Source organism: Dyadobacter sp. BHUBP1, assembly GCF_050587785.1.
In the GTDB taxonomy this organism is placed as follows: domain Bacteria; phylum Bacteroidota; class Bacteroidia; order Cytophagales; family Spirosomataceae; genus Dyadobacter.
Map to the genome: position 1 here is coordinate 352,958 of NZ_JBOBIH010000003.1, position 25,341 is coordinate 378,298.

At 50.8% G+C, this 25,341-nt stretch carries 23 protein-coding genes; 11 read left to right on the plus strand and 12 right to left on the minus strand.

Going from position 1 to position 25,341, the window contains the following annotated elements; genetic code table 11:
* Positions 1-3: 3 nt before the first annotated feature.
* Positions 4-1,641 carry a DUF1800 domain-containing protein gene (locus ACQ4MZ_RS13735; protein WP_430845642.1) on the minus strand — a complete coding sequence of 546 codons (1,638 nt, stop codon included), beginning with the start codon at positions 1,639-1,641 and terminating at the stop codon, positions 4-6.
* A 330-nt stretch (positions 1,642-1,971) separates the two neighbouring features.
* Positions 1,972-3,744 carry an ABC transporter ATP-binding protein gene (locus tag ACQ4MZ_RS13740; protein ID WP_430845643.1) on the minus strand — a complete coding sequence of 591 codons (1,773 nt, stop codon included), beginning with the start codon at positions 3,742-3,744 and terminating at the stop codon, positions 1,972-1,974.
* A 191-nt stretch (positions 3,745-3,935) separates the two neighbouring features.
* Between ACQ4MZ_RS13740 and ACQ4MZ_RS13745 the strand changes: the two genes are divergently transcribed.
* Positions 3,936-4,577 carry a 3-keto-disaccharide hydrolase gene (locus ACQ4MZ_RS13745; RefSeq protein WP_430845644.1) on the plus strand — a complete coding sequence of 214 codons (642 nt, stop codon included), beginning with the start codon at positions 3,936-3,938 and terminating at the stop codon, positions 4,575-4,577.
* 14 nt (positions 4,578-4,591) lie between these two features.
* A complete protein-coding gene (locus ACQ4MZ_RS13750; protein WP_430845645.1) occupies positions 4,592-5,068 on the plus strand; it encodes a DUF1905 domain-containing protein in 477 nt (158 codons plus the stop codon).
* 226 nt (positions 5,069-5,294) lie between these two features.
* Here ACQ4MZ_RS13750 and ACQ4MZ_RS13755 read toward each other — a convergent pair whose 3' ends face one another.
* Complete coding sequence (locus ACQ4MZ_RS13755) at positions 5,295-6,221, minus strand: AraC family transcriptional regulator N-terminal domain-containing protein (protein ID WP_430845646.1); 927 nt, start codon at positions 6,219-6,221, stop codon at positions 5,295-5,297.
* A gap of 268 nt (positions 6,222-6,489) precedes the next feature.
* On the opposite strand from ACQ4MZ_RS13755, the gene ACQ4MZ_RS13760 reads away from it, so the two are divergent.
* The 5 genes from ACQ4MZ_RS13760 (at position 6,490) to ACQ4MZ_RS13780 (ending at position 11,620) form a co-directional block, all read left to right on the plus strand.
* Entirely contained in the window at positions 6,490-8,043 is a 1,554-nt protein-coding gene (locus tag ACQ4MZ_RS13760; RefSeq protein WP_430845647.1) for an aldehyde dehydrogenase family protein, read from the plus strand.
* A 7-nt stretch (positions 8,044-8,050) separates the two neighbouring features.
* Positions 8,051-8,416, plus strand: coding sequence for a DUF779 domain-containing protein (locus ACQ4MZ_RS13765; protein WP_430845648.1), 366 nt, complete (start codon positions 8,051-8,053; stop codon positions 8,414-8,416).
* Between the two features lie 200 nt (positions 8,417-8,616).
* Positions 8,617-10,035, plus strand: coding sequence for a DEAD/DEAH box helicase (locus ACQ4MZ_RS13770; protein ID WP_430845649.1), 1,419 nt, complete (start codon positions 8,617-8,619; stop codon positions 10,033-10,035).
* Positions 10,036-10,105: 70 nt separating this feature from the next.
* Positions 10,106-10,837, plus strand: a complete 732-nt coding sequence (locus tag ACQ4MZ_RS13775) for a DUF1361 domain-containing protein (protein WP_430845650.1) — start codon at positions 10,106-10,108, stop codon at positions 10,835-10,837.
* A gap of 96 nt (positions 10,838-10,933) precedes the next feature.
* Positions 10,934-11,620 carry a pseudouridine synthase gene (locus ACQ4MZ_RS13780; RefSeq protein ID WP_430845651.1) on the plus strand — a complete coding sequence of 229 codons (687 nt, stop codon included), beginning with the start codon at positions 10,934-10,936 and terminating at the stop codon, positions 11,618-11,620.
* A 162-nt stretch (positions 11,621-11,782) separates the two neighbouring features.
* On the opposite strand, the gene ACQ4MZ_RS13785 is transcribed toward ACQ4MZ_RS13780, so the two are convergent.
* Positions 11,783-12,772, minus strand: a complete 990-nt coding sequence (locus ACQ4MZ_RS13785; protein WP_430845652.1) for a c-type cytochrome — start codon at positions 12,770-12,772, stop codon at positions 11,783-11,785.
* A 162-nt stretch (positions 12,773-12,934) separates the two neighbouring features.
* On the opposite strand from ACQ4MZ_RS13785, the gene ACQ4MZ_RS13790 reads away from it, so the two are divergent.
* From ACQ4MZ_RS13790 to ACQ4MZ_RS13805, 4 genes are read left to right on the plus strand one after another with little or no spacing between them, the layout of a single operon-like run.
* Positions 12,935-13,474, plus strand: coding sequence for a hypothetical protein (locus tag ACQ4MZ_RS13790; protein ID WP_430845653.1), 540 nt, complete (start codon positions 12,935-12,937; stop codon positions 13,472-13,474).
* A gap of 24 nt (positions 13,475-13,498) precedes the next feature.
* Positions 13,499-14,266, plus strand: a complete 768-nt coding sequence (locus tag ACQ4MZ_RS13795; protein WP_430845654.1) for an LVIVD repeat-containing protein — start codon at positions 13,499-13,501, stop codon at positions 14,264-14,266.
* On the plus strand, positions 14,263-14,961 hold the full coding sequence (locus tag ACQ4MZ_RS13800) for a hypothetical protein (RefSeq protein ID WP_430845655.1): 699 nt from the start codon (positions 14,263-14,265) through the stop codon (positions 14,959-14,961). Before ACQ4MZ_RS13795 ends, ACQ4MZ_RS13800 begins: the two co-directional genes overlap by 4 nt.
* Positions 14,962-14,998: 37 nt before the next feature.
* Positions 14,999-15,385, plus strand: a complete 387-nt coding sequence (locus ACQ4MZ_RS13805; protein ID WP_430845656.1) for a VOC family protein — start codon at positions 14,999-15,001, stop codon at positions 15,383-15,385.
* A gap of 2 nt (positions 15,386-15,387) precedes the next feature.
* Here ACQ4MZ_RS13805 and ACQ4MZ_RS13810 read toward each other — a convergent pair whose 3' ends face one another.
* The 8 genes from ACQ4MZ_RS13810 to trxB all read right to left on the minus strand — a co-directional run bounded on the left by ACQ4MZ_RS13810 (position 15,388) and on the right by trxB (position 25,314).
* Complete coding sequence (locus tag ACQ4MZ_RS13810; protein WP_430845657.1) at positions 15,388-17,808, minus strand: TonB-dependent receptor domain-containing protein; 2,421 nt, start codon at positions 17,806-17,808, stop codon at positions 15,388-15,390.
* Positions 17,789-19,138, minus strand: a complete 1,350-nt coding sequence (locus ACQ4MZ_RS13815) for an HTTM domain-containing protein (RefSeq protein ID WP_430845658.1) — start codon at positions 19,136-19,138, stop codon at positions 17,789-17,791. The genes ACQ4MZ_RS13810 and ACQ4MZ_RS13815 overlap by 20 nt, the downstream gene beginning before the upstream one ends.
* A 9-nt stretch (positions 19,139-19,147) precedes the next feature.
* Positions 19,148-20,272: an imelysin family protein gene (locus ACQ4MZ_RS13820; RefSeq protein WP_430845659.1), complete on the minus strand. Its 1,125-nt coding sequence runs from the start codon at positions 20,270-20,272 to the stop codon at positions 19,148-19,150.
* Between the two features lie 83 nt (positions 20,273-20,355).
* Entirely contained in the window at positions 20,356-21,564 is a 1,209-nt protein-coding gene (locus ACQ4MZ_RS13825) for a DUF4856 domain-containing protein (protein ID WP_430845660.1), read from the minus strand.
* Positions 21,565-21,793: 229 nt separating this feature from the next.
* A complete protein-coding gene (gene msrB, locus ACQ4MZ_RS13830; protein ID WP_430845661.1) occupies positions 21,794-22,363 on the minus strand; it encodes a peptide-methionine (R)-S-oxide reductase MsrB in 570 nt (189 codons plus the stop codon).
* Positions 22,364-22,459: 96 nt separating this feature from the next.
* Complete coding sequence (bshB1, locus tag ACQ4MZ_RS13835; RefSeq protein ID WP_430845662.1) at positions 22,460-23,188, minus strand: bacillithiol biosynthesis deacetylase BshB1; 729 nt, start codon at positions 23,186-23,188, stop codon at positions 22,460-22,462.
* Positions 23,189-23,200: 12 nt separating this feature from the next.
* Complete coding sequence (locus ACQ4MZ_RS13840) at positions 23,201-24,274, minus strand: peptidoglycan DD-metalloendopeptidase family protein (protein ID WP_430845663.1); 1,074 nt, start codon at positions 24,272-24,274, stop codon at positions 23,201-23,203.
* Between the two features lie 77 nt (positions 24,275-24,351).
* The gene (gene trxB / locus ACQ4MZ_RS13845) at positions 24,352-25,314 is read right to left on the minus strand and encodes a thioredoxin-disulfide reductase (protein WP_430845664.1); all 963 of its coding nucleotides are present in this window, start codon (positions 25,312-25,314) and stop codon (positions 24,352-24,354) included.
* Positions 25,315-25,341: the final 27 nt, after the last annotated feature.

Below are 25,341 nucleotides of genomic sequence, written 5' to 3' on the forward strand. Positions count from 1 at the left end.
GAATTAAAATAGTTGATATTCGGCCATTCTCATCATGTATCTTAACAGTGCGCGGCATCGCCAGAGGATCGTGCTTTGCTTGGTCGCGTCGTCCGGAGCGGCGCGGTACGCGTCCCATTCCCTGGTCCAGGTGGCACGTACGGCGCTGTTCATCATCATGATCTTGTCGATCAGGAAATCCTTCTGTTCCTGCGAAAGCTCCAATGCAAAAAGATGCTTGGTAAATTCGGCCAGTACCTGCTCAGCGGTAATAGCGGGGGAAGCGGCTATATTGGAAAAATTAGGCTGGATCGCTCTGAGGCGGCCCAGGATATCGATTGAAATGTACTGGCCGGGTTTGATTTCGATAACCGACGACACCAGCGTATCCGAGCGCCTGCCACGCAGTCCGATCAGCGTCTCGTTGATCCAGTTTTTTGAAAAGCCGGTCTGGTAATAAGCCGGGGAGCCGAATACTGTCGGCTGATCGAGGAGGTTGAGCTGCAAAAGCTTCATGTTATCGGCCAAATGGCTTGTCATCCGCCCGAATGCCGCCGGTTCGGTGGTCATATCCGCAATGGGCATGTCGAACAACCTTACCGTGCCCACCAGAAACTCCGCCGGTGATTTGATAATCGCTGCGATGTTCTTTGGGTCGAAAAAAATCTGGCTGGTCAACAGTTTTTTGATGACTGGTGCGATAGCGAAATTGTTGGAGGAGCCGGCAAAAAATGCAGCCAACGGTACAATCACGTTGTCTTCGATTTCCTGCGTTACATTGGGATTCACATAATAGCGGTAGAGTCTTCTGCAAATGTATTTCGGGGACTCAGGGTGGCGCACCAGCATGTTGATGAGATCTGCAACCTCAGCGTCGCCCGCGGTGGAACCGGAGCGGCCGATGATAGTCGTGCCATTGTATTTGGCAGAAAAAGTCTTGTCGGAAGTATCATGCCGGTCCGGGTTGAATAGCGAATCGATGGTAGTGCTGCCTTCAAGGCGACGGTTTTTTGTTTGCCAGCCTGTAAGTACCTGCGCAGCGGTTTTTACGTCCTGTTCGGTGTAATTGTAGTTGCCATGAAAGTCTTTTTGACCCACTACGAAAATTTCCTGCAGTTCGCGTGCATAGTTTTCATTCGGGTGTTCCTTGGTATTCTCGTTGCCATTCTGGAACGTGAGCATGGCGGGGTCTTTGGTGATCGCAATGGCCATATCGCGGAAGTTCCCGAGCGCATTTGCGCGTAAGAGGCGGAGATAGCGATACATATAGCGATAATCCTCTACCGCCGAGTGGATCACGACAAAATGGTTCTGCCAGAATGCAGTCAGCTTTTCGAGTACTGACGGATATCCATTCTGCTCGGCCATCAGTCCCACCCACCAGTTTTTAACATAGCTGAAATAGGTGTAGCTCAATGCGTTGACAAATGGCTTTTCAATAAACGGCTGGCCAACGTCGCTCCTTGTGCCGTCCATTTCGACGGGCGGCGGGGGAGAAGGGCGATAGGAAGCATTGCTAATCAGAAGATCGACGGCCTGGGTGGCGGTTTTTCCTGTAAAATTGGCTATTTCCTGCTGAGTGGGGCCAAATGTCGCCCTCCGGAGCAAATGGGCCGCCAACGCGGGTGTCAAAGGGGGCGTGTAGGTGTCTAGATATGCCATATCTGGCGTAGTTTTTAGCTATTGTTCAAACTTTTTTGGGTAAAACGCAGTGGGCGCTGGCAGATTGGGCATACCGCTCCCGCGCGGGATTTCCGCAGGGATAAGTCTTCAATAAGGTTCGGTTGGAATTTAAATTAGTGCAGGAACTGCTGTCTGGAACGTATACTCATCACATATCATCCTCATCTTCTGTCTAAATGTCACTGTTCGTTAGCGTATCAAAATTAATATATTTCGCTACTATATTCAAAGTATTTCTACAAAATTTAGCAACAAATTTTTGACGAGAAGAAGTGTCATGCGCCGTAATCAGAGTAGTGACCATGCCGGTTACCTGCCCGCTACCGCATCCTGATGACGCCACAAATCCTGAAACACCGGGCTGTTCCTGTAAAGGTCATCGAACGTACCTTCGTCGATCAGGTAACCGTCGCGCAGTATGTAGACGTAATCGAATTTGGTCAGCAAATGCAAACGGTGCAGGGTAGATACCACGGCTTTGCCCCTGAATTCAGCAAACATCTTATCATAAATGGCCGCCTCCGTCTTCGGATCGATGCTGCTGGTCGGCTCATCGAGCAGCACAATGTCGCTCGTGCGCGCTGCGAGGATGCCCCGCGCGAGCGCAAGGCGCTGCTTCTGCCCGCCCGACAGGTTCACGCCCTTTTCCTGAATGCTGGATTCGAGGCCTTTGGGTAGTTTGTTCACTACTTCTGCGAAATGGGCTGTTTCGCAAACCTGCATAATGTCTTCTTCTTCGAATGGCAGGCCGAGGGTAATGTTGTAGGCAATGGTGTTTTCAAAGATTTCAGGGTCCTGGGGGAAGAGCGTTACCTGGTCGGCAAGCATTTCGATAGCGGCTTCGTATCGGCCGTCGATGGTTACTTTAACATCTTTTTCAGGTTGGTACAAACCTCTTAGCAAGGCAAGGAGCGTACTTTTCCCGCTTCCGCTTTCGCCGATGAATGCAATGCGTTCGCCGCGGCGAATGCGGATATCGAGCCGGTGGAGGCTGTGGGCCTGCGTCTCGGCATCGTACATTTCGCCGTGAGAGAAATTGAGGTTACTGATATGGATTTCCTGCCAGTTTTCCGGGAGGTCGCCGGCTTCGTCGACGCGGTGATGTTCGTGGTACGCCTCGCCGATGGCGCGGGCAGTTTGTACTTCGGTGTTGTACCGGATGATCTCGGTATACTGCCAGGCAATGTCCTGGAACACGGAGGTAAATTGATTCACATAGCTCAGCAGGGTAACCAACCCACCGACCAGGAACACTTCGCCCGGCACGTAATGCTGGTATACATAGCCGATCGTGACTACAATGTAAATGATAGCAATGAACACGCTTGCCACAAACCACTTCCATTCGTTAATAGACACCGACCGCCGGAAAGGAGGAAATACGTCGGCCACCTTGCTCATCAAACTGATTTTCATCCGTTTTTCGAGCCTTAACGTGATAACGGTGATGATGTTGGAAAGACTGTCAAACAGCGTTGAGGAGACGATGTGCTCTTTTTCGTTGGATTCGTCGAGTGCTTTTATGAAGGGCTTATCAAATTTAAAAATCACATACACATTAATGACCCCGATCAGTACGCCTACTGCGCCAAACAGGGGCGAAAACCAGATAATGGCGACAAATGAGAATATGAATTTGGCAAAGGCATGCAGAAACATGAAGCCGTTCTGAAAAAAGTCTTTCAATGCTTCATAGGCCTTGCGGATGCGGTTGATCGTCGCGCCGCTGTGGTGGTCCTGATGCCAGCGAATGGGCAGGTGCAGCGCCTGATGATACAATTCGTCGAGAAAATTGCGGCTCAGATCGAACGCCAGTTTGCGCTCCATCACTCGCGCAGGCCCGTGAAACGCCCATTCAAGCAGGATCAAGCCCAGGTATGCGCCCCCGTATACCCACACATTACGCAAAGTGCCTTCTGCATCCTGCTGGATGGATTGGATAAACCAGCCGTAAAGCAACGGGTGCGCCGCCAGTACAAGGTTGGCCATCACAAACATTCCATACACGAGCAGATAGCGGCCGCGTTGCTGCCGGGCATAGCGCCAGGCTGTTGCGAGCAGGGACAAATAGGGATTCTTCATGCTAAAATCAGTGGTTGCGGAAACGATGGGACGTCCCCCCGGCTCAATACAACCACAAAATGCAGTCGAAGGTTGCCTGCCGGTCGGTAAACTTTATGTGAAGAATCAGTAGTTTTTAGAAGTTTGCGGTTTAGTTACACGGTGACCGATTTTCACAAACCAACCTTTTTGAACTACCAAACCGGAATTTTATGAAAAGATTAATGCATGTTTTTTGCAGCGCCGTTTTGCTGAGCATTGCCCTTGGAATTTCTGCACACGCACAGGACGGCTGGATCAGCCTGTTCAATGGAAGGGATTTTACCGGGTGGAAAATCGGGGCGAATGCGAGCTCCTTCACTATCGAGGACGGCACCATTAAAGTGGCCGGGCCGCGGGCGCATCTGTTCTATGATGGTCCGGTTAAGAACCATATGTTCAAAAACTTCGAATTTAAAGCCCAGGTGAAAACAACACCGGGTTCAAACTCCGGTATTTTCATTCATACTACTTACCAGGAGGATGGCTGGCCGGCGCAGGGTTACGAAGTGCAAGTCAACCAGTCGCATACCGATTACAAACGCACCGGCAGCCTTTACAATGTGATCGACGTGAAGGATACTTATGTGAAAGACAATGAATGGTATACCGAATACATTAAAGTGGAAGGCAAGCACATTACCATCAAGATTAATGATAAAGTAGTAGTGGATTACGAGGAAACCGACGTTGATAAGCGCGAGGGAGAGATGAAGAATAAATTCCTGAAACAAGGTACATTTGCATTGCAGGCACACGATCCGAAGAGCGTGGTGTACTACAAAGACATTCAGGTAAGACCATTAACCGAGTAACCGCATTGCTTCCGATGGAAGAAGAAGTTCATTTTGAATCGATACTAGAACGCCTCCCCAAAAAGGGAGGCGAATTTTATATGATGGTACCCGACGAGGTGGCCGCGCAATTCGTCGAAGGCCGCAAGCCCGCACGTGTGCGTTGCGTGATCAACGGGCAGGTGCATTTTCAATGCGCGATCCGCCCCAAGGGAGGGGGAGGCTTTTATATTAATGTAGCCACCCCGCTCCGTCAGCAGGGTAAGCTGGTATTGGGTCAAAAGCTGCACGCGACTGTCCGCAAGGACGATAGCGAATATGGCCGCGATATGCCCGAGGAATTGCAGGAATTATTGGCGCAGGACGAAGAAGCGAAGCGGCTCTTTGAAAATGCCAAACCTGTAAACCAACGGGCCATTATCCATTACATTGCCAGTGCCAAATCAATCCAGGTCAGGATCGACCGTTCTATTATGATGACAGACCGCCTTAAAGCTGGACGTATTGCATAAGGAAGTGTCAGGTGTAGTCAAATATTGTCACGTGTAGTCAGGGATTGTCATGAATGGTCAAGTGTGGTTAGGGATTGTCATGAATGGTCATTTATGGTCAGGGATTGTTTTCCCCTCAATGACGTGCTTCACAAGATATAATGCTTGACCAATATTGCCAACAAATGACATCACATGACAATAAATGACAACACTTGACAATACCTGACTACACCCGAGCACAGCGTCATTCATCGCGGCTAGCGACGTTCCGGTACTGGCTCGGCGAGATGCCTTCCGATTTACGGAATTGCCGGCCGAAGTAGTTTAAATCCGAGAAGCCGAGCTGATAGCAGATATCCGAAATGCTGTCTTTGGTGTGAGACAAAAGCTGCTTGGCTTTTTTGATCTTTTCCCTCAAGATAAAATCCAGAGGACTGATGCTGAATTCGCGTTTGAATGCGCGGTAGAAAGAGGCGCGGCTCATGCACGCCTTCTCGCTCAGATCTTCCACCTGAATCTTCTCACTGATATTGGCTTTGATATAATTCACGACAAATGCCAACGGGCTGTCTTCGTGCAGATAGGAGGCATCGTCGGCTGCGGCCAGGTGTTGGGTCTGGATAATATGTACAATGAGCTCCTGCAAGGTGAGATCTGCTAGAATGTCTTTGCCTAATGCGGAACCCGAACAGATTTTAATGAGCTTATTAAGCGTCTGCGCGAGTTCGATATTATTCAGGAAATGGTACTGGCTGTGCTGTAACGACCAGAACTGCTGCCGGCCTTCGCGGGGGTACATCTCGCTGAGGCGGTCAACGATCTGCTGAATTTTCATCTGGTCGATTGCCAGGGCAATGCACTGGGTGGGGTTGTCACGCTGGGCTTCGGGGAAATCGATTTTCATCGTCACATTTGCGGGCACTAGCACTGTTTCGCCCGGCAGGTAGTCAAATCCTGGCTGGTCGAACAAATGCATGACTTTTTTCCCCCGCAGCATGCTCGTCACCACGAAATCAGGGAATGTAAGCGGCACGAGTGCCGAAGGCTGCAAAGTTTCGAACAAGTTCAACTCACAGTTTTCCAGCGTAAATGCCCTCCGGTTCTCCACCAATGTTTTCAGCGATTTCTCCCCCGAAACCGCCACCTGATCCAATCTGAAACCTCCCGCCATTGTTTTCTTTTGTTTTAAACCTCGACATTCTTTTACAGCCTACATTCTCTACCACAACCATTAACAATACCTGACTATCAATAGCCACACCTGACCACAAATGACAATCCTCTGTTCCACCGTCCACTCATCCATCCAATGATTGAATATAACTCTTTTTTGAAAAAATGAGATAATTATCCTAATGCTTGACACGATCGTACCAATGATTAACGCCTGGCGGGACTAGGTTTGTATTATCAATCATTTCTAAAAATAACCTTTAATCATGGATACGATCATCGAAAACAAGGCAGTTGAGGGTAAAACGTACAGCAGCGAAAATCTGGCTAAAAGGCCTGATTTTAAAGATAAATATGACAACTATATCAACGGCCGGTTTGTAGCGCCGGCCAAAGGCGAGTACTTCGAGAACATTTCCCCCATTGACGGGCGGGTGTTTACCAAAGCAGCACGTTCGACGAAAGAGGACGTTGAGGCGGCGCTGGATGCGGCGCATGCCGCATTTCCGGCTTGGAGCAAAACTTCGGCTACCAACCGCAGCAACCTGCTGCTGAAAATTGCGCAGGTGATAGAAGACAATCTGGAATACCTGGCCATCGTCGAAACCATCGATAACGGAAAGGCCATCCGCGAAACCCGTGCAGCCGATCTCCCGCTTTGCGTTGACCATTTCCGCTACTTCGCGGGTGTGATCCGTGCGGAAGAAGGCAGCATTTCCGAGCATGACGAAAATACGGTTTGCATTAACCTGCACGAGCCGCTGGGCGTGGTAGCGCAGATTATCCCCTGGAATTTCCCGCTCTTGATGGCAACCTGGAAAATCGCGCCTGCACTGGCAGCGGGTAACTGCGTGGTGGTGAAACCTGCCGAGCAGACGCCTACTTCTATTATGGTCCTCATGGAGCTGATCGGGGACATTCTGCCTCCTGGCGTGCTCAATATCGTTACCGGCTTCGGCGTAGAAGCCGGTAAACCGCTCGCATCGTCGCCGCGGGTGGCTAAGGTTGCATTCACGGGTGAAACCACTACCGGACGGCTTATTATGCAGTACGCTTCCGACAACCTTGTGCCGGTGACGATGGAACTGGGCGGTAAATCGCCGAATATTTTCTTCCCGTCGGTGATGGACGAGGATGACGCATTTCTGGACAAAGCTATCGAAGGTGCGGTGCTGTTTGCATTGAACCAGGGCGAAGTTTGTACCTGTCCGTCGCGGTTGCTGGTGCATGAGAGCATTTACGACAAATTCATCGAAAGGGTTATCCAGCGCACGAAGGCAATCAAAATGGGGCATCCGCTCGACGGCACGACCATGATGGGTGCGCAGGCATCGAACGATCAGTACGAAAAGATTTTGTCATATCTGAAAATAGGCAAGGAGGAAGGCGCAGAAGTTCTCACCGGTGGCGATGCGCAGACCTTCGAAAACGGTATTTCGGGCGGCTACTACATTCAGCCTACGATTTTCAAGGGCCATAATAAAATGCGGATTTTCCAGGAGGAGATCTTTGGCCCGGTGGTGTGTGTGACCACTTTCAAAACTACCGAGGAGGCTATCGCTATTGCCAACGACACTTTATACGGGTTGGGCGCAGGTGTGTGGACGCGCGACGCGCACGAGATTTATCAGGTACCACGGGCGATCCTGGCGGGTAGGGTGTGGGTGAACAACTATCACGCCTATCCCGCCCACGCTCCGTTCGGTGGTTACAAAAAGTCGGGTTTTGGCCGGGAAAACCACAAAATGATGCTCGGTTACTACCGCCAGACCAAGAACATGCTGATTTCATACGACAAGAACAAGCTGGGATTTTTCTAAGGATGTTATGACGGAGCGCGTTCTGATTACTCCCGAAGCCGAAAAGGTTGTCGACCAGCTTCGGGAGTTGCACGGAGAGCTGATGTTTCATCAGAGTGGAGGGTGTTGTGATGGCTCGCAGCCCATGTGTTTTCCGAAAGGAGAATTCCGCGTCTCGGAAAGTGATGTATTGTTAGGGGAAATAGCGGGCTGTGCGTTTTTTATGAGCCGTGACCAGTTCGAGTACTGGCAGCATACGCAGTTGACGATCGATGTCGTGCCCGGCCGGGGCGCGAGTTTCTCCCTGGAGATACCGTTGGGTGTGCGTTTTATCACCCGTTCCAGACTTTACACGCCCGAAGAAGCCAGTGATCTGAGGGCCGTCAACGTCTGAAAACCGTATTATTTTTGGAAGGTGTGAGGCCGCCGTGTAGTGAATCTTTTACACGGTCGTTTCGCACCTTTCTTGTCGTTCTGGCACATATTCGTTATATTTGTTCAAATCGAGCGGTTTGCTGACTGGGAAAATCAAGGTCAGCTATATGTATAACACATCTGTAAATCAACGGATTTGCGGATTTTAAAAGCTGAATTTTGAATTTCAACGAATTTGAACTCCACGAAGACGTTCTGAACGCCGTGGATTCCATGAACTACCAACAGGCAACGCCTATCCAGGAGCAGGCTATACCACACATTCTCAGCGGCAAGGACCTGCTTGCCTGCGCTCAAACGGGAACCGGCAAAACCGCCGCGTACCTGATCCCCATTCTGGACAAAGTTGCCCATGAGGCCAATGCGCATACCGGCGCACTGATTTTGGTACCTACCCGTGAGCTTGCGGTGCAGATCGACCAGCAGATCCAGGGTTTGGGTTATTTTGTGGGCGCTACCAGCATTGCCGTGTATGGAGGTAACAAAGGCCCGGAATGGGACCAGCAGAAGAAAGCGTTGACCCAGGGTGCGGATATTATCATCGCCACACCAGGCAGGCTCATCGCGCATTTGCAGCTAGGCTACGTCCATTTCCGTGACCTGCGGCATTTGGTCCTTGATGAGGCCGATCGTATGCTGGATATGGGCTTTTTGGGCGATATCCTGAAAATCATGAGCTATCTGCCCAATGAGCGGCAGACATTGATGTTTTCGGCCACTATGCCGTCCAAGATCGGTGATCTGGCCAAACGCATTCTGAAAGACCCAGAAGAGATCAGACTGGCGGTTTCCCGCCCCGCCGACCGGATTGACCAGCAATTTTATATGGCCAAAGACGAGCAGAAACTGCCATTGCTCATGCATTTGCTGAAGGGCGTCGAAAATATCAGCATGGTACTGTTCACTTCCCGTAAATCCAACGTAGAGCCGATCGTGCGGGCGCTGCGCAAATTGAGACTAGGCGCGCATGGGATTTCATCAGATTCGGAGCAAGGGGAAAGAGAAATCGTATTGCGTGATTTCAAAAACCGGCAGTTTCCGATCCTTGTAGCGACCGATGTATTATCCCGCGGCATAGATATTGATAACCTCAGCCATGTGGTGAACTACGACGTTCCCCGCGACCCCGAAGATTACGTGCACCGTATAGGGCGTACGGCACGTGCCGAATCAAAAGGCACGGCGATAACGTTCATCAACGAGCACGATCAGAAATATGTATTGAAGATCGAAAGGCTTTTTGAAAAGGAGTTGGAGAAAAAATCCGTGACTGCCGAACTGGGGCTGGGCGAGGCTCCTGTATTTGAGCCGCCACGTTTTCGCTCCGGGGGACGTAATAACAACAACAGGAAGAACAGGAAAAAAGCCGGCTCGGGTGCGCCATCTTCGAGGAAACCGCATCGCGAAACGAAGCCCCAAGGGACCACAAGCGCAGAAACTGCAACTTTGGCGGCTAATGATGCAGCAATGGCCGTAGCGCCGGCTGCGAGTGGTAAACCCAAGCGCAGGAACAAGCGGAGGAGACCTAAAAAGGATCAGCCGAAAACCGTAAACCCTACTGAGGCACAGGCCTCTTAATCAGAGTTGGTCAGACGTGGGCATTGTTTGTCTTGCTTAATCGTCATGAAAGAACTTAAATTACGTGCACTTGGACCGTTTGATAGATTGGATAAGGAATTATAAATTCAGCGTATCCGATCCTCCCATCATTACGATGGAGGGCTTGTTTTCGCTGTTACTGCTTTTGCTTCTGAGCTTGCTTGCGGTATTTTTTCACCTTGTCCGCATCCTTTTCAACTCCCCGGTTGACTTTTCGCTCGATTGGAACCTGTTTCTGAGCTGGATACCGCTCATTATTGCCTTTATGGCGGATAACCTCACGAAGCGTTTCGGACACATTCCATTTGTTTTAGGGATTCTCAGCATTGCCTGGCTCTCATTCTTCCCGAATGCGCCTTATATGATCACCGACCTGGCGCATCTGACTGTGGATTACCAACGCGATTTGACGTGGCACGACATCATTATGCTGTTTTCCTATGCGGAAGTAAGCCTTTTCAATGGTCTGGTATCGCTTTATTGGATCCACCGCTCCTGGCGTAGGGTATTCGAACGGAAGCCAGCCAATACGCTGCTGCTTTTAAGCCTTCCGCTGGCTGGCTTTGGCGTATATCTAGGCCGCGTGCGCCGGATGAACAGCTGGGACATTATTCATGAGCCGGGGGCCATCATCAATAACCTCTTCGAAAGTCTGCTGGATCGTACCGCCTGGGTGTTCGCGATGGAGATCGGGATGTTGCTGGGGATATTGTATCTCGTACTATGGGGCGTGATCCGGTTCAGGATACGGCATTCCAGAAAGAACCACGAGCCCCATTGACCAGCGGCGCCTCTATCGGCTGTGTTTATTCGTGGGCTAGTTTCGACACATTGACCGCCTCGTTTGGGATAAAATTCCCCGCTTTTACATTTCAGAATGGACCCGTTAGAAATTTTATTTCAGTGCGAGCACCTGGTAGCCATCAATAAGCCCAACGGCCTGCTCGTACACCGATCGCCTATCGCCAACGACGCAGATGTTTTCGCCGTGCAGCTGCTGCGCGATCAATTGGGCCGGAAAGTGTACCCCGTCCACCGCCTGGATCGCAAAACCTCCGGCGTGCTGCTATTTGCCTTGGATGAACCGACCAACGGTGAAATGCAGCGCAAATTTATGGACGGCGAGATTACCAAGACCTATCATGCCATCGTGAGAGGCTATACTCCTGACACAGGAACGATTGACTACCCTCTAAAACGTGACGATGGCGTCACGCAGAATGCTGTAACCCATTTCGAGACATTAATGCGCAGTGAAGTACCGTTTGCCGTCGGAAAACACCCTACATCCCGCTACTCGTTGGTGAAGCTAAATCCCGTCACGGGAAGAATGCACCAGCTCCGCAAGCACATGGCGCACATTCTACATCCGATCATCGGCGACCGCCCGCATGGATGTAACAAACAGAACCGGTATTTCAAAGAGCATCTGAATATGATGCAGATGATGCTGCATGCGGTGGGGTTGGAATTTGTGCATCCTTTTACAAAAGAAATGGTAACTATCCGGGCACCCTATCCGGCAGAGTTTTCGCGAATGCGAAGGGCGCTATTGCTGGAATGACCATTAAACGCGCATCGCGACCTCCTTCTGCTCGAGTCTGACAAAGAGTTTCCCTCCATGTACGCGAAATCCTGGTTTCTGCTGGTAGTTCCAGTTTGAGAAACCACGGTAATTGCGTGGTAGGAGGGGATCTTGCGGAATGCAGATCCCCGTTTTTTGTTCCTAGTCGGCGCTAGCCAGTTTCGGTCTGAATTTAACCACCTTGTTGCTCTGCGGCTTCACCGTTTGCAGGTAAGCGAAAATCGCCCTCAGATCACTTTCCTTCATACCTGCATACATCGTCCACGGCATTGGGGTGTTCATTTCATTAGGAGCGATCTTGTGTGGCTTATAGCTCGAATCGGCGTAGGGCTTAAAGCGCTGCACAAATGCATCGGCCGTCCAGGTACCGATGCCGTTGGTTTTGTCGGGCGAAATGTTCGCGGAGGTGGTAATGCCGTTTGGCATGATAAATTCCATACCGCCGCCAAATTCCGTCCCAGGCACTTTTTCACCTTTCTCACGCTTGCTGTGGCATTCTACACAGCTTGCCGCGGTGGCTACATAGCGGCCGTAGGCGACCTGGTCGGTTTCCGACGGGCGCTGAGTCAGGTTTGCTTTCGTCGGCATTGTATTGATCAGGATATTGACCGGGAAGTCATACTCGGGAGCAGCTATGTCATGCTTGACCGGCGCGAGGGTGCGTACGTACGCGATGAGGCTGTAAATATCCTCCTGGTCGAGCTGGCCGTAATTCCGGTAGGGCATAATGGGAAACAGCGCCGTGCCGTCCCTGCTGGTACCGGTGGTAATGGCGCGGAAAACCTCGCCGTCGGTCCATTTGCCGATTCCATAAGGTGTGATGTTTCTTGCATAAAACACGCCGGGAAAGCCCATATCCCGATTGAAGACCTCGCCACCGCCACCGAAATTGCCGGCAGCCAATGGGGCCGAAAATAGTGTCCAGTCGCGGGTACTATGGCAATCCACGCAGACCGCGACGTGGTTGGCAAGATACTTTCCTCGCTCGATCCGCTCGGGCGTTCTTTCAACGGAAATGATAGGGGCTTCGCCGACATCAGGAAGTCCAGTTTTTACATAGGTAGCAGCGGCCGCGGCGGCCAGAATGAGCACCACAAGGAGAATGCCCACGATTTTAAGGAGCTTTTTCATAAAGATGGGTGACAGAGATGGTGAATATGAGGATTGAATATAAGGTACAACAATTCCGGTAAAGCTCAAATACTTAGTTATTTAGCGAAAGTACGGGAAGCTGGTTGCAACGTTTAAATGCAACATGGTGTCTAAAATCCAGAATTCAATCCGGTCATTGCCATGAAAAGAACTTTACTTGCAAGTTGCCTCGCATTACTGATGCTCTCATGTTATCCCAGGGACTCGGAGCCCTTTGTCGGCAATGTGAAATTCGACGGAACAGGCTACCGGCCCGTTTACAAAAGTCCCGATGAGGTATCCAAAGTGGAGGTTCAGGCGGCCCAGGCGCTCAAAACGCCGGGGAAAATATATACATTCGACCGGTATCTGTTCATCAACGAGCTAGGCAAGGGCATTCATATCATTGACAATACCGATCCCAAAAAGCCTGAAAACCTTTCATTTGTCTCGATCCTGGGCAACTACGACATCGCCGTGAAGGACAATTGGCTGTATGCGGACAACTTCTCGAACCTGCTGGTGATAAACATCGCCGATCCGAAGGTCCCCAAAGTTGTAAAAAGCATTCCTGGTGCCATCCCCGTTCATAACTATCCGCCATTGCAGGGCGTCTATTTCGAATGCGCCGACGAGAAAAAGGGCATCGTAGTGGATTGGGAAAAAGTGGATATGGCCAGGCAACCCAAATGTTACCGGTAGTCACTGAACGATATTGATTTAGCTATGAAAAAGTTGATACCTCTTTTATTCCTCGGGCTTGCGGCGATCGGCCTGATGCTGCTGTTGAATGCCTGCGATGGCGAGAAGGCCGATTCCGGACCCAGCCCTCAAACGGGAGCGGGCGGCTCGATGGCGCGCTTCGCTATTACCGGCAACACGTTGTATATCGTCTCAAAACAATCGCTCGAAGTATACGATATTAATGATGCAGCAAATCCTACCAAGACAGAAACCCAAAATATGGGCTTTGGCATCGAAACGATTTTTCCTTACCAGAAAAACCTGTTCATCGGTGCAATGGACGGCATGTACATTTATGACAATACCAAGCCGAATGCTCCTGTATTGTTGTCTAAATACACGCACGTATTTTCCTGCGATCCGGTGGTCGTGCAGGGGCGTTACGCTTATGTGACGTTGCGCGCGGGTGTAACCTGCCGGACGGGCACCGCTTTCAGTTCGTTGGATGTGGTCGATATCAGCGACCCGGCCAAGCCGCAATTAGCAGGTAGCCACCGGATGGATTCGCCATACGGATTGGGTGTGTCAGGCAATAAACTGTTTGTATGTGAAGGCGACAGGGGCTTTCGGATGATGGATATCAGCGATCCTAAGGTGCCTATTCAAAAGCACTTCTTCCAACAGGTTCCGGCCTACGATGTGATCGTGAGGAACAACCAGCTGATCGTCACCGGTAAAGAAGGTCTTTATCAATACAAATACGACGATTCGGACAGTCTGGAATTTCTTAGCAAGATTCCTGTGCTATGAGAACCAGCCTGTTTACCATTTCGATATTCTTATGTTCGTTTTGCGCCTGCCTGGCTCAGTTTGATGTAGAAACTGCCAAACGGCATGTAATCGTCAAGTACTCGCCCCTGCCCATGTTTGATCTGGATAATACCATTCAATTCGGGGTGGAAGTGCCCCTGGGGAAAGGCGATTTTGCGATACAGCAGGATCTGGGCTATGGAAATTCTTCTTTCAATGGCTGGTATCACGATAATACCCGGCGGCCGGATAAGGAAACCTTCAAAAGCCGGACGCATTTGAGGTGGTATTTTGTCGAGAAACGAAGGATGCGCGCCTACGCCGGGCCTGAGGTCCTATATAAAAAAGTGGTCTACCGCGAAAGCCAGTGGGCGGGCAGGGAGTACGATTCGCCCTGGGGCCCGTGCAGTTTTTTTCAGAACCAGGACGTGAGGGTCGACAAAGACGTTGTGGCCGGGCATGCCCGTTTTGGCTGGCAGTTTATAACCCCGGGCCGGTTTGTTTTCGATGTTTTTACCGGTATCGGGTTCCGTAATATTGCCACCACTTCGCATTCATCAGGCATACCCGACTCGGATATCAAAGGCATTTACGACAGTTGGCAACGCATTCACCCGAATGAAAGCGAATTTCATCCTAGCGCGGTAATGGGTTTTCATCTGGGTATTCTGTTAGGAAAATACCGCCGGGATTAACTACATTGCCATTCTAATCCCTAAACATCGGACATCTATGGACAATGCTATCAGCTGGTTTGAAATACCAACCACCGACCTGGATCGCGCTACCGCTTTCTACGAGTCGATTTTTCAGATTAAGCTCTTTCCGCTCGACACGCCCAACCTTAAAATGCGTATGTTCCCGATCGACAACCCGGCAGCCGGGGTAGGCGGGGCGCTCGTATACAGTGGTGGGTTCCATAAGCCTTCCGCCACAGAAGGACCATTAATTTACCTGAACGCAAATCCGGATGTCCAAATCGTGCTGGACCGCGTAGCCGATGCTGGTGGCAGGGTAATGGTTCCCAAAACACAGATCAGCCCCGAATACGGCTACATGGCCGCGTTTATCGATTCAGAGGGAAACCGCATTGCGCTGCACTCAGCGCCGGTTGCCTAAGTTTAAATTTTAACCTGCAATGTCAGGTAAAAGCCCCGCCCATCGGATGGCAGGATACCCGGACCGGGATAGCCTGTCGCCCGGCGGGTAAAATACATTTCGTTGGCCAGGTTGTTGATGCTGCCTTCCACGCGGAACCGTTTCCATTCGTAGGACAAGCTCACGTCCATGATTTTGTAAGCAGGAATAAGCCCCACCACCGATGATACTCCGCCGTCTACCGCATTGGTTGCTTCGGAATACTGGTCGGTAAGGTGTGTAAGTTGGAACGAGCCTTTCAACTTTTTGTAACCCAGCCGTAGGCCGGTTTTCAGGTTGATTTTAGGGACAAATTCTACCTGATTTCCCTGAACACCCGGGATCTCGCTGTGTTTGTACTCGGATTTAATAAATGCGACATTCCCGAAGAGCACGCCACTCCAATCTGCCTGTTCAGGCCTTGCGAGCCTGAGGAAATCAGCTTCCGCGTAAGATTCAATACCCATGATAATCGCCTGGCCGACGTTACTTCTCAGCCGCAGCACGCGGTTGCTTTCATCATAAAACTGCACTTCGCCGATACGATTGTCATAATTGAGGTAAAAAAGGCTCACGTCGTAATTAAACAGCGAGGTTTGATGGCTGCGCACGCCCAGGTCAATCGAATAGCCTTTCTCATCCTTCAAGTTCGGGTCGATGACCGAGGATGGGTTGGCTATGCGCATATCGCTGAACGTAATCGAGCGGTAATTTTGAGATATGTTGCCGTAAAGCTCCACTTTTTCGACAGGCTTGTAGCCGATACCAATGCCTGCAAGCAGGAAATGGCGGCCGTTGGTGCGGTACTCGTCGGTCCGCGAGATGTTGATCACATTACCCGCAAGGTCGCGGGCGATGTTGCCGTAATAGCCGTCCGCGGTGGTTTTAATGTATTCAAAACGCAAGCCCGGCGTGATCGAGAGCTTGTCAGTGAGATAAAAGATATTTTCTGCAAAAAGGGCTACATTTTGGTTCGGGAAGCGGTAGTCGTAGGTGATGAACCTGTCGGGCTCTACGAATGTAAAATCTGCGTCCTTCCCCTTGCTGCCCAATCCCTGCAAGTTGTGGTTATAGCCATAATAATAGCGCCCGCCGAGCAGCAATACCGACATTTTCTTGGCAAAAGAATACCTTTTAAGATAGCGGGCTTCGGCTCCCCAGTTGGTGAAATCACCTTTGATCAGATCGCGCTCGCCATTGTCGTCGATGGTCGCCACCCGGTTGGGGCGGAAACCAAGCGAATAGCGGTTGGCGGCCAGTCCGAAAATGCGGAGGTTGAACTCGTTGCCCGCATTAAAACGGTGGTCGAAATGCACCGCTGCCATATTCCAGTTGACGTTGAACCAGTTGCGTTCGCGGTTGGTCTGGCGAGGTTTGTCCGCAAACATAGCGTCTGAAAGTCCGCCGGGCTGCTTGGCGAGGTAATGCATGTGTGTGATATCAAGGCCGATTGTGGTTTTATCCGAAAGCTTGTAGTCCAGGTCGGTATAAAAAGTATAGTTGTTGAACCGCGAGTTCGCACGCCAGCCGTCGGCTCTTTTGTACTGGAAAAAGGTGTAGTAGCTCAACTTGCCGACAGTCCCGCTGGCACTGGTAAACGTATTGTAGAACCCAAATGAACCCACGCTCTGCCGCGCTACCACCTCGATCTTGCGATCCTGAACTGGTTTTTTCATGACAAAATTGATCAATCCGCCGAACTGCGTACCATATTGCAGCGAGGCTGCGCCGCGCACGATCTGGATCTTACCGACCGCCTCGATAGGAGGGGTATAGTAGCTTTCGGGATAACCCAGGGCATCAGCGCTGATGTCGTGACCGTTCTGCCGCACATTGAAATTGGCCGTCCGGTTCGGGTCCAGGCCGCGGCCGCCGATATTGAGCTGTAAGCCCCCGCCTTCGTTTTCCCAGATATTCAGCCCTGCTACACGCGAGTAAACCTGCCGTGCATTGTTGGTCGATAAATTGGCAACCAGCTGCTCGGGGGAGATCACTTCCGACTTTTTGCCTTCATAAATTCCCATGCTCTCCACGCCGCGTAACCGCGAGAAACCGAAATCGGCCGTTTTCTCCTTGACAGTCAATTCTTCCAGGTTTTGCTCGGAAGAGGTCAGGTAAAGGTCGAAATGCAGGTCTTTGCCTCGGGCATTGAAATGCTTCTTCTCGATGCGGTAGCCTGACAGCGTCGTTTGGAGTGTATAATTACCATTGGGTACCGATGTGAAAATGAAGTTGCCTTCCTGATCGGTGATGGCGGTCAGGTTTTCGTTCAGAAAAATAGTGCAGCCTCTGATGGCCGAGGAGTCGGATTTGGAAAAAATGCGGCCCGACAGCTTTGTTTGAGCTACGGAAAGACTGCCGATCAGCAGCAGGAGGGGTAAGAGTTTAAAGACCTTTAATTTCATTTTCAAATGGGGTAATCCAGGACTTGTGTCGGAACGAATCGTTTTGTTGTGCCAAATCCACGTCGGGTGCGATCAATGGTTTACCTGTGCGGCCGTTCAGGGCTACGTACGAATCCACGTACACCTGCGGGTGAGTGAAGCCGTGCGCCGCGTAATAGTCGCGCAGCATGTGTGCGTATTGAAGGATCATATCGGGCTGTGTCGACATCATTTTTTCCTGCAAACGCGTGAGAAAATCATTGTTATTGACGGTTTGTCGCTTTCCATTGGCATCCGTAATTGTAAATTGGGTATATCCCGCTTTCTCCATCAGCATAACCCTCCACGAAAAACGGTAACCTTCCTCAGTCCAGAAGAGCTCGCCCGGGTAGAGCAGGTACCGGAACGGGAAAACGATTTGGAATACAAAAAATACTGCAAAAACTACGTGTACCGCCGGTTGAATTAGTGTTGGGAACCGGTAATGCCCCGCCGGTTTGGTAACGACCGCTGGTAACCTGAGCAGGCGCCCCGCATAGCTGATCAGCTTTTGGTGAAATGCAGCCGGGAAAAATACGAGGGCAGTAACAATCATGATGTAGGGGAACATACCGATCGGGAAGAGCAGCGACGTGAGCAAATGAAACACTACAACCGACGCGTAAGCAAATCGTCTGGTCCGGCGGTTCCAGAGCAGGAAGCCAACGCCCAAATCATACACGCAACCGATCCAGCTGAAAATGTAAGCCGTTTCCAAATGGTTGAACAATGAGCCGATGATGGGCGTATCATTTTTGGCCGGTAACCATATTTTCATGGGTAACGCTTCCAAGAGCCAGTCGCTGTTGAGTTTGGCGATGCCTGCGTAGAAGTACAGCATGCAAACGATCACACGAATGCTGTCGACGCACCAGGCTGGGATTTGGCCTGCGCGTAATGCCGCATTCCGGCCTGCATCTACTGAAAAAACCGTATTTGCCGGCAGAAAAATGAGCATAAAACAAATCAGGCTCACAAAATAGTAGTGATTCAGATAGGTGCTTTTGTCTATGAGCTCGATGTAGGTGAAACTTATGAAAAGCGCCATGGACGCCAGCCGGTAGTACCAACCGACGGCAACAAGTAACGCCGAAATGCCGCAGATCGCGAATAGGAGGTAAGTCCATTCGCCGAGCGGCTTGACAAACCCGAAGCCATAAAAGGGGAAAAAGAACCGCGGGGTGATATACAACTCCCTGACCCATCCCAAAGCGACAAAGCGGCCTGTGCTGATCAGCAGCATCAACCCGAAAATGGCCCTGAATACTGCCAGGGGAGCCGCCGAGGTATATTTTTGCAGATATGCCCGCATAGTGTTCAACTAGTCCCCGTCGTTGTCGGTATAGGTAATGGTAATGCTCATGGCCGAGGTCATGTCCACTTTCAGCATCCGTACAGCCTTTTGCATTTCGGTGTAGGTGTCCTTCATGGCCTGGTTATTGTTTTTAACCTCTTCGTACAAGTTCGGTTTCAATGCGTCGAGCTTGATGGTTGCGGCCTGAAATTGGGCGTTGATACTCTCGCTGAGCAGTTTGCCCGTACTGCTGTCTTTTGCGCCCAATGCATCCAGGTAGGTTTTAAGGCCTGGGCCGGCTTCACCTGTCACGGCGTGTCTCCCATTGAAGAAATCGACGTAGGCTTTGTGTGCTGTTTGAGCCAACGTTTTGGAAATATCTTTTTTATAAAATGCCTCCACTTTTTCGGGCGCAGGAATGCCTGTGGCCATTGCACCCGAGGGAATCCCGAACTTACCTGAGCGGATGTACCGCTCATAATGCAGCACCGTACCATTGACCATCAGCGAGGTCGAAGAGCCGATGTCGAGGCCGGTTTTGCTGATAAACGTATTGAGGTACTCGCCCTTCCAGTCGCCGATCACCTTGCCCAGCAGCGATTCCATGCGTGTGATCACGCGGGTAATGTACGCGAGTCTTTTCGCAGCGTCTTTGTCGGTGGTGTACTGTGCAAGAATCGCGGTATCGCCGGTGCCCAGGCCATTGATGAGGTAATCGAGCGCAGGGAAGCCCTGGGTAGCATAGGAAGCGGGCACTTCCAGGCTCGATGTTGGATCAGCTATGTTGGCAGCAATCCCCGCCTCGCTGGCAGGATAGATGTTGAAGAAATTCCGGATCGTTTGTTTTTCTCCCGGACCGAAGTCGAACAACTCTACGCGCTCCCACGCTACGTATGCATCGGCCCATGCACTGCGGAATTCTGCCAAAGTCTGAGCATCAGGTTTGGCCGTAAATGCTTTGGACTTTGCTGTCATCAGATCGAATTTTGTTTTGAACTGATCATATGAGGGAATAACAATGTTTTCGGCCAGGGCTTTGAGTATTACCGATCGGTCTTTCCCATCGTCCGTAGGCTGCGGATCAGGCTTATCGCTTCCACCCGAGCAGCCCAGGAAAAGCGTTGTCAGCAGGAGCGCGAAGTACTTTTTCATTTATCAGAGGTTAGATTTAAAACGACAAATGGTGGACAGGCTAAATGCCGATCCACCCACTTGAATAGAGGTAATATGTGCTCTTACAGCTTGAATTTCGCATTAATGGCGTCGGACGCCGCGTTAATTTTGTCATTGGTCAGATCCCAGAAGCCGTTTGGTGAAGCCACCGGATCGATCAGGCCTTTAAGAATGGCGTCAGAGAAGGTGGCGTCGGCACCGTTGATGGTACAGAATCGCAATGAGTAAATGAAGCCAAGGCCTTCACCGATCGCATGTGCACGCGCAGGGTCGTCCGTACCTTTTTTCCATTTATCCAGGTAACCTACGGCAGCTTTCGCGACAGCTTTCTCTAATTCGGTGCGGATTAAAGTAGCCTGCGTTTTCAGCTCAGTCTTGTCATTGTTGACAATCGCAACTCTGCCTTTGAGAAAGGCAGTATGGATTTTTGAAGAAACCTCTCTATTGTATTCCCAAAGGTAAGACCCCAGAAACTGCTCAGTTGCTTTGGCTCCTTTTTCTGACATATTAGCGCCTTCGAGGAGAATTGGGTTTGGCGTAAGCAAACCAAAAGCCTCGTCCCAATTGTGTTCCAGCGCGGTGTATTTTTTACCTGAAACCAGTGTTTTGTTGTCGGCTTCCAACCCTTTGTCTAACAATACATTACCGATATAGTCAAGCTGCAACGCGCCGATGAGGCCTTTTTGAATAATCTGGGCCATTTCAATACCTCTTGCGGTTACCAGGTAATTACCCAGCTTCCCTGCCACGCCTTTTGCTGCTTTCACTTTCACCGACTTGCTGGCTTCTGCCATTTCGCCGAAATAGCCATCAAGTGCTGCACGGTTTGCTTCCGCTTCTGCCGACGCCCTTGATGAAGCGGTCACATTGCGAAGCTGAACGCCAGATGCATTCAGGTCTGCACCGTTTACCAAGACAGCTCCGGATTTAATATCCTTGAACGGGTTACCTGTATTCGCAAACATATTTTTCATTACCGCAGCATCCAGTGTAGCCGAGTCGCGAACTGCGCTGCCCAGGTAATAATTCAATGCCTGAAACATCCGGTAACGGTCGGTGCCCGATTTCAAATCGGCAGTGGTGTCACCTTTGGCGTCAATAAAAAGGCTTTTATAAGGTGTAGTGGGCGTCACCTTCGCGTAGTCGATCTTGGCGCGAAGGTCTTGCTGCGCGGGAGGCGTAGGCTCATCGTCATCTGAGCACGAAACAAGTCCGAATACAGCGACAGAGGCGAACAATATGGCCCGCAACTTGAAATTGTAGTGTAGCATTTATCCAGTAGGCGTTTTTGTTAGGGATGTAACCAGATGGTTTATTTAGATTAATTATAAATCTTTGGCAAACATATAGATTATTTAGAATTGGAACAAATTATAAAACAAAGAGTGTGAAAAAAGATTTTCGGGCTAAAAAGTAAAAGGGACATTCCTCCTGAATGCGAGCCATTTGGCCCGGCATCCGAGGGATGTCCCTTTTACTCATTGATCCTAAGCGGTGGTACTAGCTGCCGCTTTCCGCTTTCTTTTTACTATTGAATTTCTTTTCGGCGGTTTTCGCTTTTTCAAAATCCAGTACCACACCGTTGATGCAGTACCGCAGGCCGGTAGGAGGCGGGCCATCGTCGAAAACGTGCCCCAGGTGCGACTTACAGCGGCCGCACATCACTTCGATGCGGTGCATGCCGAGGCTGTTGTCCGCAGCTTCCACAATGGATTTCTTGCTGATCGGTTCAAAAAAGCTCGGCCAGCCGCAGCCGCTCTCATATTTGGCGTCGCTTTTGAAAAGAGGATTACCGCAAACGGCGCAGTAGAAGGTGCCAATCTCTTTTGAATGCTCGTACTCACTTGTGAATGGCCGCTCGGTGCCTTTCAGGCGGGCTACGCGGTACACTTCCGGCGAAAGGATCTTCTGCCAGTCGTCATTACTTTTTCTGACGGGGGCCGTTTCGGTATGCGAATATTCGGGTGCTTTTGCGGCCGGTTTGCTCTGGTCGGCAGAGGATTGTCCATAGCAATTTTGCAGCGTAAGGGCAAAAACTCCGGCGATCGCAGCCATAATGAAGTTTTTCATGCGTTTATGATCTGTTTTTTCAAGATATACGATTAAAACGCTCGCGTAGGTCAAACAAATTCCCCGAATTTTATAACAAAAGTATCACAACGCCGGTCAGATGAACACCGACAAGTCGCGTACGCCGAGCTTGCGGGCGGTGGTGAAGCCTTCGCCGTATTTCACACCGATCGCATGGCCCATCTCTTGTGCGCGTGCGATGATGAATTCCAGGAACTCGGGAGATGAAATGTAGCTCTGCGGCTCACCTTCACTTTTGTATTCGGGCACATGGAATTGGCTTTTAAATGCCTTCACAGCCTCGATCTTTTTGTCGTGAAAATCGGTGATGTCGACGATGAAATCGGGCGTGATGTACCGGTCCTGGATAGAATGGAATACCTGTTTAGGACGCCATGCTTCCTGCTCGTTTCCCTGCTCATCATAAGTTTTGATCATGCGCAAGCCGGAATAGAAGCTGGCTTCGGCCACCAGCGCCCCGCCGCGGCCATGATCGGGATGGCGGTCGTGAACCGCGTTGGTGATCACGATCTCGGGGCGGTATTTGCGGATGAACGGGATGATCGCTTTCTGGTGTGCTTCGTCGTTTTTGAAGAAGCCGTCGGCCAGGCCCACGTTTTCGCGGACTTCCACACCGAGAATGCGGGCGGCTTCGATGCCTTCCTGAATGCGGCCCTCGGGTGTGCCGCGGGTGCCTAGTTCGCCTCTTGTCAGGTCAACAATACCTACTTTTTTACCCAGTGCGATTTGCGCGAGTAATGTGCCGGCGCAGCACAGCTCTACATCGTCGGGGTGGGCTGTGATGGCAAGGATATCTAATTTCATGATAGATTCGGATTATTTAATGCGCAATTTCTGTCCGATCCGCAATGTGCTGCGAGTCGACATACGGTTTTTACGGGCAATGGATGATATACTTACGCCGTAACGTGAAGCGATTGAGCCCAGCGTATCCCCCGAGCGTACTTTGTGCAAAATGGAGCGGGAATAGGCCTTTGGCGCGTCACCTGCTTCAAATTCGCTCTTGGCCGATTTGCCACGGATGTGGCTCCAGGCGGCTGCCGTAAGCAGAAAGTGGTCAGATTTAATAGCTGCATTTGGCCAGTCGAAGATATGCTCGGGATCGAACGGGTTACCTTCGTAGCGGTTTTCGTAATGCAAATGTGACCCTGAGCTCCGACCGGTGTTTCCTCCCAAACCGATTACTTCGCCGGCTTTTACCAGCTGACCCGACTCTACCATTTGTTTGGAAAGGTGGCCGTACAATGTTTCCAACCCGTTATAATGTCTTACCACCACAAAACGGCCGTATCCGCTGCCGTCCCAGGCAACGATCCGAACCATACCGTCATACGTGCTCCTTACCGAGTCGCCCGTTTCCAGATCGAGGTCGGTCCCATTGTGCCAGCGGCCCCAGCGGTAGGCGAAGTGGGATGTTACCGGAGTACGTTCCATGGGAGCGGACCACATGCGGTTGGCCGCCTGATCGTATAATTTGAGATCTACCGGCTCGTCGAAATCTTCTGCTTTGAGTCCGTAGGGGTTAATGGTGCGGGCGTCCCAGATCACGTAATATTCAGCGGCCTTTACCCATTCATCCGCAACAAGCACAGAATCTTCGGCGATCACTACTTCGGTTTCCCCTTCGTCAATGGTGGTGGTATCTTCATTCACGACGGGGTTCAGCGGCTTGACCGGCTCGAACTGGCTTTGGAATTTCAGGTTGGAGGTTTCTACCTCGTATTCGTCCTCGGGCTGAGGCGTAGCTTTGGTGGTCGGGCCCTCGTTGGCATTGTTGCCCGACTGGTTAATCTTGGGGTTTCTTCGGAATTTTCCTCGCTCTTGCGCTTGCGTGTTCCAGGAGATCAGACACACGGCCATTAGCAAACAGACAATAAGCTTTACTTTCATAAGTATAATACCAAGTCAGACCACGCTGGTGCTTATTATTCAGCGTAGTCTGATCCTTTTAGGGGTTGTGCGATTGATTAAGCTGTTTCTTCTTCGATAATAACGTCCACTTCCCGCTCTACCAGGAATCGCTCAGCATCCAGCGCAGCCATACAGCCTGTTCCCGCAGCGGTGATCGCCTGGCGGTAAACATTGTCCTGGGCATCACCACAGGCAAATACGCCTTTGATGTTGGTGCAGGAGCTTCCTTTGATGGTCTGGATATATCCGGTTTCGTCCATATTGACATAACCTTTGAAAATATCCGTGTTGGGTTTGTGGCCAATCGCAACAAAGAAACCGGTTGCTTCTAAAAGTTGCTCCTCGCCCGTTTTATTATTTTTAACCAATACCGATTCGAGGCCTTCCTCGCCGTTCAGTTTCACGGTTTCGGTGTTCCAGAGGATTTCAATATTAGGCAAAGTTTCCAATCGTTTCTGCATGATCTTCGATGCGCGCATTTCGTCGCGGCGAACGAGCAGGTATACTTTGCGGCAAAGTTTGGCCAGATAACTGGCTTCTTCGGCAGCTGTGTCGCCGGCACCTACCACCACCACGTCCTGGCCGCGGAAGAAGAATCCGTCACAAACCGCGCAGGCCGATACGCCGCGTCCGTTCAAACGTTCTTCACCTTCCAATCCAAGCCATTTGGCAGAAGCGCCTGTTGAAATAATGACCGCGTCGGCGATGATCTCATGCTTGTTGTCGATGATCACTTTATGAGGGTATCCGGTAAAATCAACCGAAGTAGCCATGCCGTAACGGATGTCAGTACCGAAACGTCTGGCCTGTTTTTCGAAATTGATCATCATTTCGGGGCCGGTAATGCCATCGGGGTAGCCCGGATAGTTATCGACTTCTGTGGTGATCGTCAGCTGGCCACCCGGCTGGGCACCTTGGTAAAGTACAGGATTCAACCCCGCGCGGGATGCATATATGGCGGCTGTGTAACCGGCAGGGCCGGAGCCGATAATTAAGCAAGAGACTTTCTCGGATGACATGTTAATATAAAACTACTGTTAATGACG

Bases quoted from the DNA above. Each gene is read 5' to 3' on its own strand.
- ACQ4MZ_RS13735 (WP_430845642.1), bottom strand. From the start codon at position 1,641: ATGGCATATCTAGACACCTACACGCCCCCTTTGACACCCGCGTTGGCG.
- ACQ4MZ_RS13740 (WP_430845643.1), bottom strand. From the start codon at position 3,744: ATGAAGAATCCCTATTTGTCCCTGCTCGCAACAGCCTGGCGCTATGCC.
- ACQ4MZ_RS13745 (WP_430845644.1), top strand. From the start codon at position 3,936: ATGAAAAGATTAATGCATGTTTTTTGCAGCGCCGTTTTGCTGAGCATT.
- ACQ4MZ_RS13750 (WP_430845645.1), top strand. From the start codon at position 4,592: ATGGAAGAAGAAGTTCATTTTGAATCGATACTAGAACGCCTCCCCAAA.
- ACQ4MZ_RS13755 (WP_430845646.1), bottom strand. From the start codon at position 6,221: ATGGCGGGAGGTTTCAGATTGGATCAGGTGGCGGTTTCGGGGGAGAAA.
- ACQ4MZ_RS13760 (WP_430845647.1), top strand. From the start codon at position 6,490: ATGGATACGATCATCGAAAACAAGGCAGTTGAGGGTAAAACGTACAGC.
- ACQ4MZ_RS13765 (WP_430845648.1), top strand. From the start codon at position 8,051: ATGACGGAGCGCGTTCTGATTACTCCCGAAGCCGAAAAGGTTGTCGAC.
- ACQ4MZ_RS13780 (WP_430845651.1), top strand. From the start codon at position 10,934: ATGGACCCGTTAGAAATTTTATTTCAGTGCGAGCACCTGGTAGCCATC.
- ACQ4MZ_RS13785 (WP_430845652.1), bottom strand. From the start codon at position 12,772: ATGAAAAAGCTCCTTAAAATCGTGGGCATTCTCCTTGTGGTGCTCATT.
- ACQ4MZ_RS13790 (WP_430845653.1), top strand. From the start codon at position 12,935: ATGAAAAGAACTTTACTTGCAAGTTGCCTCGCATTACTGATGCTCTCA.
- ACQ4MZ_RS13795 (WP_430845654.1), top strand. From the start codon at position 13,499: ATGAAAAAGTTGATACCTCTTTTATTCCTCGGGCTTGCGGCGATCGGC.
- ACQ4MZ_RS13800 (WP_430845655.1), top strand. From the start codon at position 14,263: ATGAGAACCAGCCTGTTTACCATTTCGATATTCTTATGTTCGTTTTGC.
- ACQ4MZ_RS13805 (WP_430845656.1), top strand. From the start codon at position 14,999: ATGGACAATGCTATCAGCTGGTTTGAAATACCAACCACCGACCTGGAT.
- ACQ4MZ_RS13810 (WP_430845657.1), bottom strand. From the start codon at position 17,808: ATGAAATTAAAGGTCTTTAAACTCTTACCCCTCCTGCTGCTGATCGGC.
- ACQ4MZ_RS13815 (WP_430845658.1), bottom strand. From the start codon at position 19,138: ATGCGGGCATATCTGCAAAAATATACCTCGGCGGCTCCCCTGGCAGTA.
- ACQ4MZ_RS13820 (WP_430845659.1), bottom strand. From the start codon at position 20,272: ATGAAAAAGTACTTCGCGCTCCTGCTGACAACGCTTTTCCTGGGCTGC.
- ACQ4MZ_RS13825 (WP_430845660.1), bottom strand. From the start codon at position 21,564: ATGCTACACTACAATTTCAAGTTGCGGGCCATATTGTTCGCCTCTGTC.
- msrB (WP_430845661.1), bottom strand. From the start codon at position 22,363: ATGAAAAACTTCATTATGGCTGCGATCGCCGGAGTTTTTGCCCTTACG.
- bshB1 (WP_430845662.1), bottom strand. From the start codon at position 23,188: ATGAAATTAGATATCCTTGCCATCACAGCCCACCCCGACGATGTAGAG.
- ACQ4MZ_RS13840 (WP_430845663.1), bottom strand. From the start codon at position 24,274: ATGAAAGTAAAGCTTATTGTCTGTTTGCTAATGGCCGTGTGTCTGATC.
- trxB (WP_430845664.1), bottom strand. From the start codon at position 25,314: ATGTCATCCGAGAAAGTCTCTTGCTTAATTATCGGCTCCGGCCCTGCC.